We start from the raw sequence: 15,623 nt of genomic DNA, 5'->3' as shown, positions 1-15,623 counted from the left end.
TAGAAACAGTAAAACAGCATATAGCTTACAGCTTAAAGCCTAAAGCATCAAAACATGACTGAAGAAATCGATTTTATTTTAGAAAGTACCGAAGAATCCATGGCGGGTTCGATCGGTCACCTTGAAAAGGAATTTTTGAACATCCGCGCCGGAAAAGCCACTCCTGCGATGCTTGGCGGTATTTTTGTGGATTATTACGGTTCACAGACGCCGCTTTCGCAAGTGTCCAACGTCAATACTCCGGATGCGCGCACGATTACCGTAACGCCTTGGGAGAAAAACATGATGCAGCCTATCGAAAAGGCCATCATGGTCGCCAACATCGGTTTCAACCCGATGAACAACGGCGAGAGCATCATCATCTCGGTTCCGCCTTTGACGGAAGAACGTCGTCGCGACCTTGTAAAACAGGCCAAGTCGGAAGCTGAAGACGCAAAAATCGGAATCCGCAACGCGCGTCAGGAAGCCAACAAGGAAATCAAGAAACTAGAGAAAGAAGGCACTTCTGAAGACATTTGCAAAAGTGCAGAAGAAGAGGTTCAAAACCTTACGAATTCGTTCATCAAGAAAATCGACGAGTTGCTTTCTGTCAAAGAAGCTGAAATCATGAAGGTTTAACCGATTTGGTTTCGTGAAAGATACTAGAATCCGGTGTTTACGCATCGGATTTTTCTTTTTAGGGGATTCGGGTTGCATCAATAAAACAACCTAAAGCCCAAAGCATGCGCCAATTTATTCTGGTTTTCAAGCAATAGTTTTACAAGTGCTTCAGGATCGTCCGTGTCTTGATAGAAATGGGCAATCAATTTGGAATCGAGAAAAGTGCTGTCGAAAATCGTTTCCTCGACATATCCCGAAAGGGCTTTCGCTCTGGTGATGTCAATGAAATATTGTGCCGTCTCCAAATCGATATCGAGCGTTTTGGTATTCGCGAAATGGATGATCTTGCCTTTGAGCTTGCCCTCGAACAATTCGGCGATTTCCTGTAAAGAGTAGCGATAGCCGTCGATGACGATGTCTTCGCCTGTGCCTTTCACAACTAAATAAATCAGCTCGTAATCCATGAAATTACGGTCTTCGTAAAGCAAATTATTGAGGCTTTGCTCAAAACTCGTAATGCTGTCACAGGTTTGGTAGACGTTGGTGATGCCGTGTTCGAATGCTAGGTGTTCGAGCATCGGAAAAAGCTTGCTGTCGTTGGTTTTTGAAGCGTCGCGAACGGCTTCGAGACAAAAAAGTTTGAGGTCTTCTGTACTTCCCATCGTAAAAGTTTAGGTCATTTCAATGGCGTCGCGATAGCGAACTCCTTCATTTTTTTCTTTGGAATCTTCTTTGAAACTTCATGGCTCAACAGCGGAATCATGATCGGATAATCGGCAAGACGGTTCAGGTTTACAAGTTTCCCTTCGGAATATCCGTAAACATTGAACAGCCAATAGTTGTGTTTGCCGTAATTCTGGAACGTTTGGGTGATGATCTCGAATTTCCCGTCGTTGTCGAAGTCGCGCTCGGGCCGGTTTTCGAATTCCTCGCAAATATCCGAAAAGGTGAAATCGTCGAAACTTCCGTCGGTTTTCTGGAACAGGAACACGGTTTGGCAATAATAATTGAACGCGCCGCAGCCGTAATTCGGGAACAGGATTTTGATGTCTTTTCGGCCGTTGTCGTCGATGTCGGAAACGTAAACGGGCAAAGGATCCGAAATCGACCTCGTCCCGACTTCGAAAGTCTTGACCAGATCGCCATTGCTGTACAGGTTCATTTCTGCGTAATCGAGGCTGTCGGGAAGCGAGATTTTGAGTATTTGCTCGATTTTCAACGTCGTTCCGTTCGTGAAAGACGGTATTTCGATCATGCGTTTTACAGGAAGCGAGTCTTTGCCTACTTCGGTTTTCCAATCGGCGAACGTCGAATATCGGATCGCCTTGAATTTTTCGAACGGATATTGCGCGCTCGATCCCAAGCCGGAAACCAAAACCAAGAGCAATAAAACCAGTTTTTCCATACCTTGAAATTCAATCGAAAGTTATACAAAAAGTCGAGGCGTACGATATTTGTCAAGTGCGAAAAATCAAACAATTAAAAATCAGAAAATGCGTTTATTTGCACTGATGAAACGCCTTTTTCTACTAATCCTGATTTTCAACGCGATCGCGGCGCACGCCCAAACGGACGCATCCGAAATCATTCGAAAGGCGATCGAATCCAAAACCCGCAACAATCCCGAACAAAAACTCGAGACTTTCCGCATCAAGGCGTACAACAAATTACTGATCACCGCCAACCCTGATTCGATTGCGGGCCACATCGATTCTGTGTTCATCGGAAAGCACACGCCTCGCCCGATTTTCGTCAAAGTCGATTCTTCCGATTATCATTTCAAAAAATACATTTCGAAATACCATTTGTTCGAAAGCGAGAAAGTGTCGCGTTACGAATTTGCCGAAGAACGCCTAAAAGAGAATATCCTCGGGGCCAAAATGGGCGGATTTTCGCAGCCTGTTTACGAAATCATGGGCGTGAAACTGCACTCGTTTTCGGTTTACGAGCCGCGATACGAACTGCTCACGACCAAATACATAAGTCCTTTGGCCGACGACGCCCTCGAAAATTTCGAATACGCCTTTTTGGGCAACCAGACCGTAAACGACCGCCAGACCGCTAAAATCGCTTTTAAAAGCAAACGGCGCTTCCGAGGCGGCGGTTTGTTCGGCACTTTGAACATCGATTTGGAAAATTACGCCGTGGCAAAAGCCGAAATCCGGTATTTGGGCGTTCTTGATCTCAAAGTGTTGTACGAGTTCCGATATGAAGCCGCGCAGCAATTGTGGATGCCGTCCGAGACCACGTTCCGCATCGCAAAAGGCAAAAACGACTCGAATATCAAGATTCTCGGTGCAACTTTGGAATTCGATCCCGAAAACCAGGAAAGTTCGCGTCAGAAATTTGCATCGGACCGCAGTTATGTGTTGTCGCAAACCTGGTTTTCCGAAGCCGAATTCAACGTGCCGATCAAAGTGCGCCACGTGGCCGTCGAATCGGAAATCACCGACGCAGCCGTAAAACGCGACGACGACTTTTGGCAACAGAACCGACTGTCGCCTTTGGACAGTCGCGATATCGAGACCTATCCTGCGCTCGACAGTATTTCCCATTCCGAAAAAATAGAAAGTCGGTTGCGGTTGGCGCGTAAGTTCCTCAACGGTTATATTCCGATCGGCCCTTTCGATTTGGGGTTGCGCTATTTGGCTACGGTCAACAATTACGAAGGCTTCCGACTCGGGCTTGGCGGCGTGACCAACGACAAATTCTCGAAAAAATACCGGATTGAAGGTTATGCGGCTTACGGTACGAAGGACGGCCGTTGGAAATACAGCCTCGGAGGCGCGGTCCGACTCGGCAATTACACCGGAAGCTGGATCGGCGGCTCGTTTACGGACGATTTGCAAGAGATTGCAAGCACGCGTTTCATCACCGACAGGCGTCCATTCAAGATTTACGATGCGCGTGCGATCAACGTGAGTTCCTTTTACAACCACAAGACCTGGCGCGGTTATATCGAGACGCGCATCATTCCGAAGACCGAAAGTGTTTGGCAGCTTACTTACAGTCACATCGAACCGAAATTCGATTATACGTTCAATTATCGCGGGAAATTGTACGACGAATTCAATTTGACGCTGGCCTCGGTCGCAATCCAATGGAATCCGTTCAGCAGTTATATGCAGACGCCGATGGCACGCATCGAGACCGAAAAACGATTCCCGAAATTCACGTTCCAGTTCACTCAGGCCATGCCCAAATTCACCGACAACGACTTCAGTTTCGGCAAGGTGGATGCGCGAGTCGACTTTGAGAAACCGTTCCTCGACGGGCAGAAATTCTCGGCTTTGTTCCAGGCCGGTTTGGCTTACGGAAACGTGCCGCTCACGCATTTGTACAACATGTCGCCGAACAACCCGGTCAAGGATCACATACAGCAACGCATCACTTTTGCGGGTAAAAACAGTTTCGAGACGATGTTGTTCAACGAATTTTTCTCGAGCCGTTACGCGATGTTGCAAGTGAAACATTCGTCGCCCCGTTTGACGATCGTCAAGAAAGTACGCCCGTTTTTTACGATCGTGAGCCGCGGCGCTTTCGGAAGCATGCAAAATCCTGAACAGCACATCGGGTTCGATTACAAGACATTGGATAAGGGATTTTTTGAATCGGGATTGGAAATCAACCAAATTTACAGCGGATTCGGTTTGGCCGGATTTTACAGATACGGCGCATACAGCATGCCCGATTTCGAAGACAACATCGCAGTCAAGCTGACTTTTACTTTAAACTTGGGGATTTAAAAGAATCCTCGTGCTGGATTTTTCTTCAGAATTCAGTAATAACAGCAAAAATGTTGTATTTTTACAACAAATATGTTGCGTCATGGCAAAAGCTATCCAAAAAATAAAACCTTTCGACGTCTCCCAAAGCCTTAAAGTAGTTGGGAAAGAAACGGCTGTCGAAAAAAAAACCACGTTGAAAGTCGTCGGCAAGGAATACGCGTGGACGAATGAAATAGAAAAAATCGACTTGGTGAGAGAAGGTATTTCGTACGATTCGATCGAAGTCATCAGCAAAAGGCTCAATAATCCGATCAAGTCGGTTTTGGCGCTTATCGGCATTCCGCAAACCACTTACAACAAGAAAAAAAGCGAGCATTCCCTTCTGGACAGCCGCGACAGCGAACTTATCCTGCTGATTTCGGAACTTCTCGATTACGGCCTTGAAGTGTTCAACAACGAGGAAGCGAAATTCCAACGTTGGCTCAAAAAACCCAATTTGTCTATGGGCGGAAATGCTCCCGAAAGCATGCTCGACACCGTAACCGGTCTCAACGAGGTCCGATTTAGTTTGAACCGCATCGAATTCGGCAATTTCGCTTGATGAGAGTTTTTCGCATCGAAAGAGAAAAATACCTCGAGACCACACTCTCGGGAATCGGCGCATCCATGGCCAAAGGTTATCGATGGAACAGTTTCAACACGCGACTCGTGTATACTGCGGAAAGTCGCGCGCTGGCTACGCTGGAAGTTTCGGTACATCTCGATTTGAGCGAAGATCTGCCCAGCGACCGGCATTATGTCGAAATCGAGATTCCCGACGAGATTACAATCCAGGAAGTCATATTGAAGGATTTGCCCAAAAATTGGGATTCGAAACCGCCTGTACAAATCACCCAAGCCATCGGCGATAGTTTCGTCAATGCAAAAGGTTCGGCGGTTTTGAAAGTCCCGAGCAGTATCGTGCCCGAGGAAAACAATTATCTTATCAATCCAAACCACGCCGATTCAGGCAAAATCAAGGTCATAAAGGTTTCAAAAATGAATTTCGATTCGCGATTGGGCAAAAAGGAGACGGGAATTCTTTAGAAAAACTTGTACCCGATGCCGAACGTCCAAATTTGCTTGTCATCGGCATCGTAACCGTAATACGGCACGATCAGCATCCAATGTTCGTATTCGGCGACCGGACCGATCGCAAGTCTCGGAACGGCTTTATCGTCTCGGATAAACAACGACGGCATTGCGGCAACCCCGATCTTGAAATTGTTCACGCGGAATTTCAGGCTCGGTCCGCCCACGTTGATCCCGACGGTCTTCTCGCCTACCGAGACGCCAAGCATCCCGTCGAGCCCGATATCGACTTTCTTTTTGTCTTCCTCTTTCGTTTCGGTCTGCGCAAAAGCAACAGAAGTACTGAGCAATCCGAAAAGGACCGCTCCAAAAAGTAGTTTTATGTGCATTGGTTAAGGTTTGATGATGAGTACCGAAGGTGTGTCCGTAAGCCAAACGCTATGTGAATCGACGAGTTTTTTCCAGCTTTCGAGGCTGATCAGCATCAGATCCTGTTCTCCCAAGAATTCCTTGTTGATGATCTTGTCGCTGCGCATCGCGATGTGGTTGGGTGCGATTTGCTCGATGTGACGCACGGTTTCGCGCATCTCGGTCGTGTTTTTCGAATCGCCGGTCGCATCGAGAACCGTTACCTGAGCGCCGTTGTTATGGATGAACTTCTGGGCGTATTCGACCAAAAAAGCGTCTTCGGGCGAAAATACCGGCAGGAAAATACGGTTGAATTCCTCGTTTTTCTTGTCGAGGAAAATCCCGACGGGCATCTTGGCCGACAATACGATGTGACGCGTCCTTTCGTCGAAAGGCGAATTCTCGAAAAGGCCTTCTTTCCCGATGAATTTGTCGATGAGGCGATCCGGGTTGATGATTTGCGTGGTGAATCCGAGCACTTTCCCGAGAATCGTTCCTTCGAAAATCGATTGGCCCAATCCGATGAGCAACAAATCGTAATCGCCGTGATTGGCTTGGTGCGTAATGTCGTGGTTGATGTCGTTCGACACTTTGAAATCGGTGGAAACCGGTTGTTCGAGTATTTCGGATTCGACCAAAATCGGCGCAAACACTTTTTTCTCATAATCTTTAAGGTCGAACGAGTGCATTTCGGAACTCAATGACAAATGCAAAGCCGTAATCCCGGTATTTCCGCTTTGCTTTTTGGTAAGCGCACTCGCCAATCGCAACAACGTTTTTCCGCTTTGCGAATTCGCGAACGAGATCAGGATGCGGTATTTGCCTTTCATTTCGATTTCCTGCGGCACGATCGACTTCGGCTGACGCCAGAAATAGTTGATCAGATCGAGGCTCGGTCCCGTCATGAATGTCGTGATCAACGCCATAAGTACCATCATCGTAAAGATTTCGGGCGTAAGTACTCCGAGGTCGTATCCGATGTTGAGCGCGACGAGTTCCATCAATCCTCGTGTGTTCATCAAAGCGCCGATCGACAGCGCATCTTTCCAGTTCTGGCCGACGAATTTGGCCGCAATCGTACTTCCGACGAATTTTCCGATGACCGCGATCGCCACGATCCAACAAGCCGTAGACAGCAAAGACACGTCGCTCAAAAGCCCGATTTGCGTTCTCAAACCCGTAAAGACGAAGAACAACGGAAGCAATACGATTACCGAAACGTCTTCGATCTTCTCGATGAAAATATTCCTGAATTTTCCGCTTTCGGGCATGATCACACCGGCCATGAACGCTCCGAAAAGCGCGTGGATCCCGATGATTTCAGACACATAAGCCGAAATGATAAGCGTGAGAAGGAAAATCGCGACTACGGGTTTGCTCAAACTTTCGCGAGTCGAGTTCAATTCCCCGACTCGCTTGAGGAACGGTCGTACCACGTTAATCATCAAAATCACGTACACAATGGCCATTGCGATCACGTAAAACGCACTTGTGATCGAACCGGCCTTTACGATCGCGATCACGACCGCCAAAATACACCAGGCCGTTATGTCGTCTGCGGCAGCGCAGGTTATCGCAATCGCGCCGAGTCTGGTTTTATGGATGCCGCGTTCCTGCACGATCCTCGCAAGAACCGGAAACGCCGTGATGCTCATCGAAACGCCGCAGAACAACGCGAACGAAAGGAAATCGACACCTGCGGGCGCGAATCGTTCGTAAATGAAATACGCCAATCCGACACCTAGCGAGAACGGGAAAATGATACTCGCATGCGAAATTACCACCGCATCGTGCGCTTTGTTGCGCAACACTTTAAGGTCGAGCTCCATCCCGATGACGAACATGAAGAAAATCAAACCGATCTGGCTCAGGAACTGTAAGTTGCCCAACGATTCTTTCGGGAAAAGATGAGTCGACACTTCGGGCCAATACATGCCGACCAAAGAAGGTCCTAGCACGACACCGGCAATGATTTCGCCCACTACCGACGGTTGTCCGATCTTACGGCTCACCCATCCGAAAAATCGCGCCACGAAAATGATCGTGATGATCTGGGCCAATAAAATCGCCAGCGGGTGTTCGAGATTGTGGATCATGGACGCGACGAAATCGTCCCAATGCGCCGTGGCCACCGATTTCTGAGCCAGCGTACGCCCGGCTTCGAGCGATTTGCCCGTGCCTATTATCCAATACATCAATGCGCCGAAACCGCCTATGGTGGCTACGTAAAAAATGGCGTTCCTGATTTTTCCCATGACAATATTTGTTTGACGCGGCAAAGATGCGACTACCGATCGGATTGCGAAAAGTCGACTCAGGCCAATTTACGCCAATTGTAATAAGTCGGGAAAATTATGTAACAAGTCAGGATTTGAACTTCGACAGGAATTCGGATCTGTAGGTTTCGGACAGGGAAACGATTTTGGGTTTGCCGTTATCATCGGCCAATCCGATTTCGATGTTGTTGTTCGAAAACACTTTCACGATTTTCATAGCGACGATTTCCTTTTTGTTGACGCGGCAAAAATCGGCTTCGGGCAAAACCGCGAGCAGATTGGTGAAGTTGATGTTCTTGAGCAGGATTTTACTTCCATCGTCGAGAAAAACGGTCTTGTCGCGACTGTCGTTTTCGGCCGTGGCAATCAGTGAAATCCGATGGAAATATACGATGGCTCGGCCTTTATCGGTAATCGGCTGGAAGAAATTGGGCTTTTCCGATTTTACCGAAAACTGCTGGATCGCCTTGTGGATCGCCTTTTCGAGACGTTCGTGTTTTACGGGTTTTACGATATAATCGATGGCTTCCAGATCGAAAGCATTCGCCGCGTATTCCTTGTAAGCCGTGATGAAAATGACCAATTTGCCTTTCAGGGCCGATGCGAGTTCCAGACCGCTCGTTCCGGGCATTTCGATATCGGTGATGCATAAATCGAAGTCGAGATCGTGTATTTCGGACAGCAGTTTCTGCGGATCGTTGAACGCTTTTACGACCTCGATTTCCGAAATCTGGCCGCACAGCATCTTGAGGTACGCCAGTCCGGGCAACTCGTCGTCAAGCAGTATGCATTTCAGTTTTGAATCCACGCAAATCGATTTTGAGATGGGCCGTATACACTTGGTTCTCGGAAAAACGTTCGAGTTTGAAACGTTCTTTGTAAAGGATCGAAAGCCGTTTGCCCAACGCGTCTACGCCAAAACCCGAATGTTCTTTCCGCAATGCTTTCTTCTCGGAAATCTTGTTCGAGACCGTAAGCGACAACGTGCCGTCCGAAAACTCGAAAACTACCGAAATGAACGAATCCGGATTTTGCAGGTCGGCGTGTTTGAACGCGTTCTCGATCAGGTCGGTCACCACCATCGGCGCGAGGATTTCGCGTTGGTACGAAGGGTCGGTTTCATCGATTTTGGTTTTGATACGCAAATCGAAAAGCGGGCTTACCTTGATTTTATTGATTTCTATTAGGTTCATCGCAAATCCTATCTCTTCTTTGGGCGACACGAATTTCTTGCGGCTTTCGTACAAAATGTAATCGAGTACGCCCGCGAGTTTGTCGAGAGCGAAATAGGTTTGGTAGGCATGCGACTGTATCGAATTGAGGATATTTTTAAACAAGTGCGGATTGAGCCTCGATTCGAGATTTTCGAGCTGCAGATCGTGTACTTTGCTTTCCAACTGACCGAATTTCGTTTCGGAAATCTTGCGAAAACGGTTCACGGAATACAATCGAAAACTCAGGAAAACCACAGCCGAAGCGAGAACCGCGATTGAGACATACAGTATGGAATAACCGTTTTCCATCAATGTGAAGACACGAATTTAAGCCCGATAATCGATGCGATGAGCGTGGTGATGAAGAACAATCGCCAAAACGTCGCGGGTTCTTTGAACACGAGGATTCCGACGATGACTGTGCCGACGGCTCCGATTCCGGTCCAAACCGCGTAAGCCGTACCGATCGGCAATTCCTGGGTCGCTTTGTACAGTAAAAGCATGCTTATCGAAAGGCTGACCAAAAATCCGACAAGCCAATACACCGAAACGATTCCCGTGGTTTCTTTGGCTTTCCCGAGGCAGAACGCGAATCCGACCTCGAACAATCCGCCTATGATCAAAAGCAGCCAACTCATGGTTTGATGATTAGTACCGACGGCACGTTAGACAGCCAAACGCTTTGGGAATCGACGAGCTTTTTCCAGCTTTCGAGACTTACGAGCATCATGTCGTGTTCCTCGAGGAATTCCTTTTTCATCGTGCGATCGGTGACCGTGCGCACGCTTTCGGGGAATTTGCGTCTCAACAAATCGGCTTCGATAGACGGGATCACTTTACCCGATTCGTCCACGTTGTCCATGATGTTGATTTCGGAACCGTTGTTGTGCAGGAATTTGCGCGCGAAATCGGACAGGAAATCGTCGTCTGCGCTAAACAACGGCATGAATATTTTCTGGATGCCGTCGAGATTCTTGTCGACCAGAATTCCTACGGGCATTTTGGCACGCGTCGTGATTTGGCGCATGCGTTCCCCAAACGGCGAATTCTCGAACAGGCCTTCTTTTCCGATGAATTTGTCGATCAAACGGTCGGGATTGATGATGCGTGTCGTGAATCCGAGCAGTTTTCCGAGCAGCGAACCTTCGAAAATCGAACGTCCCAAACCTACCAAAAGTAAATCGTATTCGCCTTTGTTCGCAATTTCGACGATGTCGTTGTCGATGTCGTTCGAAGCTTTGAATAACGTAAGTACTTGCTGGTCGAGATTCTCGGCTTCCGAAATCACGGGAGCGAACGTGCGACGTTCGTGTTCCTCGAGATCGAACGTGTGCAATTCGTTACTCAAGGTCATGTGCAAAGCCGTCACCGCGCATTGGTCGCTTTCTTTGCGCAACAGGCTGTTGGCCAGACGCAGCAGCATTTTTCCGCGACGCGCGTTACCGAATGAAATCAGGATTTTGTATCGGTCGTCGATTTTGATCTGTTCCGGAACGATGTCGCGTTTGGATTTGAACGCGAAATTGATGAAATCGAGCGCCGGACCGGTCATGAACGTCGTCACGATGGCCATGATGACCATCATCGTGAATATTTCGGCAGACAAAACGCCGAGTTCGTATCCGATGTCGAGTACGATCAACTGCATCAAACCTCTTGTATTCATCAGCGCTCCGATCGTAAGACTGTCTTGCCAGCTTTGTCCGACGAACTTTGCCGCCACCGCGCTCCCGATAAATTTTCCGACTACGGCCACAACGATGATCCAGCCCGTGATTTCCCACAGGTCCGCATGGTTGAGCAAGCCGATTTCGGTACGTAAACCCGTCAAAACGAAGAACAACGGCAGTAGCAAAATAACCGAAACGTCTTCTACTTTCTCGATGATAATTCCGCGGAATCTTGTATTGTCGGGCATGATCGCACCCGCCATGAACGCCCCGAAAAGCGCGTGGATGCCGATGACTTCTGAAGCGTAAGACGAAATGATCAACGTCAAAAGGAAAATCGCCACGACAGGTTTGCTCAAACTGTTGCGCGAATTCTTAAGCTCGGCTACGCGTTTGAGGAACGGTTGCACGACTTTGAGCATCAGGAAAACGTAACCGATGGCAAGTGCTATGACGTAAATCGAACTCACGATAGAACCGGCTTTTACGATCGCGATTACGGCAGCAAGAATACACCAGGCCGTAATGTCGTCTGCGGCGGCACAAGTGATCACGATGGCGCCCAAATGGGTTTTATGTATGCCTCTTTCCTGTACGATGCGCGCCAATACCGGAAACGCGGTAATGCTCATCGCAATTCCTAAAAACAGTGAAAACGAAAGGAATTCGACGGATTCGGGTGCGTAAGCTTCATAAATGAAATACGACAGTCCGACGCCAAGCGTAAACGGAAAGATGATGCTCGCGTGCGAAATGACCACGGCATCGTTCGCTTTGTTGCGCAATGCTTTGAGGTCGAGTTCCATCCCGACGACGAACATAAAGAAAATTAGTCCGATCTGGCTTAGGAACTGCAGGTTTCCAAGCGATTCTTTCGGGAAAAGCAAATTCGAATATTCAGGAAAATACATGCCGACCAACGACGGTCCGAGCACGATTCCGGCAATCATTTCGCCTATTACGGTCGGTTGGCCGATCTTTCTGAAAAACCATCCGAAAATCCTCGCGACCAAAATGATCGTGATCACCTGACACAACAGCAATGCCAACGGATGCGACAAATTGTGCTGCATCGATTCCAAGAACTGGTTCCATTGATCTTTCACCGAAGGCATGACCACGTGGCGTCCGTCCTCAAGATGTTTGCCTTGAACGATGATCCAGTACATGAGCGCGCCGAATCCTCCTATGGTCGTGATGTAGAAAATGGAATTCTTGAGGTTTCTCATGTCGTTTGGATGGATGAAAAGCTCCCAAATATAGGAATTAAAGGCAAGCGCGGATGGCTAAATTTTTAGCTTCGGGTGCATTGTTGTTGTTTTTCAAGCACTTGAAACCCGGCTTTTTGGACGGTGTTCGGTCGCGATTCGCGTTACGTGTTCGGCTAATGTTAAAATTGCGTCAAATTCTGAACAAAACAGCATCCGAAATTTCAAGAAAAGTTTGGGGATTGCCTACCTTTGCAGCCTCAAAAACACGACATGGTCAAATGGTTCAGCCTCGGCTTCTGGGAACTTGTCGCAAGGATCGTCTTGCGCAACAAGACGTTGATGCTGATTTTGGTAGCGATCGTTACGGCACTTTTGGTGAACCAGTGGAAAAACATCCGCTTCAGTTTTACCGAGGCCAACCTTCTTCCGGCCGATGATCCGACGAATGTCGAGTACAACGCTTTCCTGCAGAAATTCGGTGAAGAAGGCAACCTGATCGTCATCGGGATCAAAGACAGCGCGCTTTTCACTCCGAAAGTTTACGGTTCGTGGTCGAAACTCATGACGGCCATCGAAAACGACAAGAACGTCGATTTGGTCGTGGACATCCACAACCTCAAGAAACTCACGAAGAACGATTCGCTCAGAACGTTCGAGCTCACAAATTTCACCGACGCGGCTAAAAGCAACGACACGGCTTACCTCCAAAATCTCAAAAAGCAATTGTTCAAAGACCTTCCGTTTTACGAGGGATTGCTGTTCAACAAAGGTTCGGGAACGGTACGAGCCGCCGTGTATCTCGACAAGAAAATCGTGAATACGAAAGCGCGCAAGGATTTCGTGCTCGAAAAGCTCGTCCCGGCTTTGGACGAATTCAAAAAAGAAACCGGAATCGCACCCAAAGTCTCGGGAATGCCGTACATCCGGACGATGAGCACCGAAACGATCAAAAGCGAAATGGGGATTTTCATCGTCTCTTCGCTGTTGATCACGTCGTTGCTGTTTTTCTTCTTTTTCCGAAGCGTGCGCGCCACCTTGGTTTCGATGTTCATCGTGATCATAGGCGTGATCTGGTCGTTCGGATTTTTGGGACTTTTCAATTACGAAATCACGGTATTGACGGCTTTGGTTCCGGCGTTGATCATCGTAATCGGCATCCCGAACTGTATTTTCCTCACGAACAAATACCATCAGGAATTCTTCGTGCATCGCAACAAGGTCAAGGCTTTGCAGCGCGTGACGACCAAAATCGGCGCGGCTACTTTGATGACGAACGTGACCACGGCAATCGGTTTTGCCACATTCATCACGTCGAACAACAAGCTTTTGATCGAATTCGGAAACGTGACGGCCGTGAACATCATCGCGCTTTTCTTCCTTTCGTTGATCATCATCCCGATTTTCCACAGCTACATCCCATCGCCTAAAGAACGTCATTTGCGTCATTTGGAGCGCGGTTCGGTCAAAGGTTTCATGGATTGGATTTTGGACACCGTCAAACACAAACGCATCTCGATTTACCTGATGGCCATCGGATTGCTTGTGATCGCGTTACTTGGCATGTCGCGTATGCGCATTTCGGGAAGCCTGATCGAAGACATGCCCAAAAAGACCGAATTCTTTAAGGACATCGTCTTTTTCGAGAAGGAATTCGACGGCGTGATGCCTTTGGAAATCATGGTCGACACCAAGCGCCCGAAAGGCGTATTGAAGCTTTCGACGCTTAACCGCATGGAAGAATTCGAAAAGGAAATCAACGAGATTCCCGAATTGTCGAAGCCGATTTCTGTAGTCAGTCTCGTCAAATATTCGAAACAGGCCTATTACAACGGAAACCCCGAATATTTCGAATTGCCGACATCACAGGAGCAATCGTTCATTTTGTCGTATGCGAAAAACGCAGCCAAAGGCGGAAAACAGAATTTGATGAAAGCCTACGTCGATTCTACGGGAAGATATGCCCGAATCACGGCATTCATGCGCGACGACAACGGAAACCGCATTCCCGAAATCGAAAAACGCATCAAGACCGAGGCTGCGAAATTGTTTCCGAAAGACCGCTTCGAAGTCACCGTGACCGGAAAATCGCTCGTGTTCCAAAAAGGTACGGGTTATTTGCTCGACAATTTGCTGTCGTCTTTGTTGTTCGCATTCTTTTTGACCGCTTTGCTCGTCGCATTCATGTTCCGCTCGGTGAAAATGGTATTGGTCTCGTTGATTCCGAATATGTTGCCGTTGCTTCTTACGGCGGGCATCATGGGCTTTTTGGACATTCCGCTCAAGCCGAGCACGATCTTGGTTTTCGGCATCGCGTTCGGATTGTCGGTGGATGACACCTTGCGTTTCCTTGCCCAATACCGCGAGGAATTAAAGCGCAACAATTGGCGCATCCGACGTTCGGTGTACGCGACTTTCAACGACGCCGGATTGAGTATGTTCTATACTTCGATCGTACTTTTCTTTGGATTTTCGGTGTTTATGCTGTCCGATTTCGGAGGTACGGTCGCACTTGGCGGATTGGTTTCGCTGACTTTGTTCTGCGGCATGCTGTCGAATTTGATGCTGTTGCCGGCTTTGGTGCTCACGTTGAACAAATCGTTGATTACGGAACAGGAAATGCGTCCGGCGATCATCGACATCGCGGAACATACCGATGACGAGATCGAGAGTTTACCTGGTCATAAGGATTTGGGTTAATCCAATGCCTAATAATGCGTTAGGGTTGCAGAAAGTCTATTTTGGATTTACTGCAGCGGTTTTGCGCTTCTGCTACGTGTAGACTCATAGTCTGGAGAATTCACCCGATAGCCCAAAATCTGTACTTTGTCGTCGATTTTAGTCAAAGTGAATATTTCTTCGGAATCGTAATTAGGACGCTTTACATCGTACACCAGCAAATATTCTGACCGTGGATTCGTTCCCATGACTACATTCGATTTCCAATCGCGAAGCGTATAGTTTTCGATTTCTCCTAAAACCTCATCGTTCTTGGCGTAGAATTGAAAAAGGTCGGCCTTGTTTGAAACCTCAAGAAAAGATTCGCTCAGGAACGGCACCGTTTTCTCATAGTCCTTTGTGCGTAGTGCCGCATAAAAATCCTCAACGACAGCTTCTGCCTCGGCTTTGTCTTCTTCACGGTTGGAATAGGTGGAATTGAATTGGCAAGCCGAGAGCAAAATCAATAAAAATAGGCTCGCGCAGCGGAAAATTCTTGTTTTCATGTGTATGTATTTGGATGGTGCAATGTAGGACTTTTCGCTTTATCGCATATTTTAAATTGGTGGTTTTGGGCGAGGATTTCCCTCACACTAACGCACCTACTTATGCCGCAATGTCGTCAACTAATGTTGGATGTTGAACACCTAGCCCGGATGGAGCGGATAGCCCGCAAGACAATAGCGCCAGATTTTTGGGCGCGGCCAAGGCGACCGCAGGAAGCCATTGG

General features: G+C 48.0%; 14 protein-coding genes. 5 read left to right on the top strand and 9 right to left on the bottom strand.

Annotated elements, in window-relative coordinates:
- The first annotated feature begins 54 nt into the window (after window positions 1-54).
- Window positions 55-618 carry a ribosome recycling factor gene (gene frr, locus HZF10_RS06720; protein WP_176005431.1) on the top strand — a complete coding sequence of 188 codons (564 nt, stop codon included), beginning with the start codon at window positions 55-57 and terminating at the stop codon, window positions 616-618.
- Window positions 619-695: 77 nt separating this feature from the next.
- On the opposite strand, the gene HZF10_RS06715 is transcribed toward frr, so the two are convergent.
- Window positions 696-1,262, bottom strand: coding sequence for a DUF6642 family protein (locus HZF10_RS06715; protein ID WP_176005430.1), 567 nt, complete (start codon window positions 1,260-1,262; stop codon window positions 696-698).
- 14 nt (window positions 1,263-1,276) lie between these two features.
- On the bottom strand, window positions 1,277-2,005 hold the full coding sequence (locus HZF10_RS06710; protein WP_176005429.1) for a hypothetical protein: 729 nt from the start codon (window positions 2,003-2,005) through the stop codon (window positions 1,277-1,279).
- A gap of 88 nt (window positions 2,006-2,093) precedes the next feature.
- Between HZF10_RS06710 and HZF10_RS06705 the strand changes: the two genes are divergently transcribed.
- The 3 genes from HZF10_RS06705 to HZF10_RS06695 all read left to right on the top strand — a co-directional run bounded on the left by HZF10_RS06705 (window position 2,094) and on the right by HZF10_RS06695 (window position 5,414).
- A complete protein-coding gene (locus HZF10_RS06705; RefSeq protein WP_176005428.1) occupies window positions 2,094-4,346 on the top strand; it encodes a DUF5686 family protein in 2,253 nt (750 codons plus the stop codon).
- An 82-nt stretch (window positions 4,347-4,428) separates the two neighbouring features.
- The gene (locus HZF10_RS06700; protein ID WP_176005427.1) at window positions 4,429-4,929 is read left to right on the top strand and encodes an Xre family toxin-antitoxin system antitoxin; all 501 of its coding nucleotides are present in this window, start codon (window positions 4,429-4,431) and stop codon (window positions 4,927-4,929) included.
- The gene (locus tag HZF10_RS06695) at window positions 4,929-5,414 is read left to right on the top strand and encodes an RES family NAD+ phosphorylase (protein WP_176005426.1); all 486 of its coding nucleotides are present in this window, start codon (window positions 4,929-4,931) and stop codon (window positions 5,412-5,414) included. The genes HZF10_RS06700 and HZF10_RS06695 overlap by 1 nt, the downstream gene beginning before the upstream one ends.
- Here the strand turns inward: HZF10_RS06695 and HZF10_RS06690 are convergent.
- From HZF10_RS06690 to HZF10_RS06665, 6 genes are all read right to left on the bottom strand, one after another.
- The gene (locus tag HZF10_RS06690) at window positions 5,411-5,788 is read right to left on the bottom strand and encodes a hypothetical protein (RefSeq protein WP_176005425.1); all 378 of its coding nucleotides are present in this window, start codon (window positions 5,786-5,788) and stop codon (window positions 5,411-5,413) included. The genes HZF10_RS06695 and HZF10_RS06690 overlap by 4 nt on opposite strands.
- Before the next feature lie 3 nt (window positions 5,789-5,791).
- On the bottom strand, window positions 5,792-8,062 hold the full coding sequence (locus HZF10_RS06685) for a cation:proton antiporter (protein WP_176005424.1): 2,271 nt from the start codon (window positions 8,060-8,062) through the stop codon (window positions 5,792-5,794).
- Between the two features lie 109 nt (window positions 8,063-8,171).
- Window positions 8,172-8,891 (bottom strand): LytR/AlgR family response regulator transcription factor, encoded by a 720-nt coding sequence (locus HZF10_RS06680; protein WP_176005423.1) that lies wholly within the window; start codon window positions 8,889-8,891, stop codon window positions 8,172-8,174.
- The gene (locus HZF10_RS06675) at window positions 8,860-9,606 is read right to left on the bottom strand and encodes a sensor histidine kinase (RefSeq protein WP_176005422.1); all 747 of its coding nucleotides are present in this window, start codon (window positions 9,604-9,606) and stop codon (window positions 8,860-8,862) included. Before HZF10_RS06675 ends, HZF10_RS06680 begins: the two co-directional genes overlap by 32 nt.
- Window positions 9,606-9,935, bottom strand: a complete 330-nt coding sequence (locus HZF10_RS06670; protein ID WP_176005421.1) for a DMT family transporter — start codon at window positions 9,933-9,935, stop codon at window positions 9,606-9,608. The genes HZF10_RS06675 and HZF10_RS06670 overlap by 1 nt, the downstream gene beginning before the upstream one ends.
- Window positions 9,932-12,196 carry a cation:proton antiporter domain-containing protein gene (locus HZF10_RS06665; RefSeq protein ID WP_176005420.1) on the bottom strand — a complete coding sequence of 755 codons (2,265 nt, stop codon included), beginning with the start codon at window positions 12,194-12,196 and terminating at the stop codon, window positions 9,932-9,934. Before HZF10_RS06665 ends, HZF10_RS06670 begins: the two co-directional genes overlap by 4 nt.
- A gap of 252 nt (window positions 12,197-12,448) precedes the next feature.
- On the opposite strand from HZF10_RS06665, the gene HZF10_RS06660 reads away from it, so the two are divergent.
- Window positions 12,449-14,875: an efflux RND transporter permease subunit gene (locus HZF10_RS06660; protein WP_176005419.1), complete on the top strand. Its 2,427-nt coding sequence runs from the start codon at window positions 12,449-12,451 to the stop codon at window positions 14,873-14,875.
- Window positions 14,876-14,922: 47 nt separating this feature from the next.
- On the opposite strand, the gene HZF10_RS06655 is transcribed toward HZF10_RS06660, so the two are convergent.
- A complete protein-coding gene (locus tag HZF10_RS06655) occupies window positions 14,923-15,399 on the bottom strand; it encodes a hypothetical protein (RefSeq protein WP_176005418.1) in 477 nt (158 codons plus the stop codon).
- Between the last annotated feature and the right edge of the window lie 224 nt (window positions 15,400-15,623).

It is taken from the genome of Flavobacterium agri, from assembly GCF_013401995.1.
GTDB lineage: Bacteria > Bacteroidota > Bacteroidia > Flavobacteriales > Flavobacteriaceae > Flavobacterium > Flavobacterium agri.
This window is presented reverse-complemented; position numbering and strand designations above follow the sequence as displayed.

Coding starts and splice junctions, on each gene's coding strand:
- frr (WP_176005431.1), top strand. CDS start 55: ATGACTGAAGAAATCGATTTTATTTTAGAAAGTACCGAAGAATCCATG.
- HZF10_RS06715 (WP_176005430.1), bottom strand. CDS start 1,262: ATGGGAAGTACAGAAGACCTCAAACTTTTTTGTCTCGAAGCCGTTCGC.
- HZF10_RS06710 (WP_176005429.1), bottom strand. CDS start 2,005: ATGGAAAAACTGGTTTTATTGCTCTTGGTTTTGGTTTCCGGCTTGGGA.
- HZF10_RS06705 (WP_176005428.1), top strand. CDS start 2,094: ATGCGTTTATTTGCACTGATGAAACGCCTTTTTCTACTAATCCTGATT.
- HZF10_RS06700 (WP_176005427.1), top strand. CDS start 4,429: ATGGCAAAAGCTATCCAAAAAATAAAACCTTTCGACGTCTCCCAAAGC.
- HZF10_RS06695 (WP_176005426.1), top strand. CDS start 4,929: ATGAGAGTTTTTCGCATCGAAAGAGAAAAATACCTCGAGACCACACTC.
- HZF10_RS06690 (WP_176005425.1), bottom strand. CDS start 5,788: ATGCACATAAAACTACTTTTTGGAGCGGTCCTTTTCGGATTGCTCAGT.
- HZF10_RS06685 (WP_176005424.1), bottom strand. CDS start 8,062: ATGGGAAAAATCAGGAACGCCATTTTTTACGTAGCCACCATAGGCGGT.
- HZF10_RS06675 (WP_176005422.1), bottom strand. CDS start 9,606: ATGGAAAACGGTTATTCCATACTGTATGTCTCAATCGCGGTTCTCGCT.
- HZF10_RS06670 (WP_176005421.1), bottom strand. CDS start 9,935: ATGAGTTGGCTGCTTTTGATCATAGGCGGATTGTTCGAGGTCGGATTC.
- HZF10_RS06665 (WP_176005420.1), bottom strand. CDS start 12,196: ATGAGAAACCTCAAGAATTCCATTTTCTACATCACGACCATAGGAGGA.
- HZF10_RS06660 (WP_176005419.1), top strand. CDS start 12,449: ATGGTCAAATGGTTCAGCCTCGGCTTCTGGGAACTTGTCGCAAGGATC.
- HZF10_RS06655 (WP_176005418.1), bottom strand. CDS start 15,399: ATGAAAACAAGAATTTTCCGCTGCGCGAGCCTATTTTTATTGATTTTG.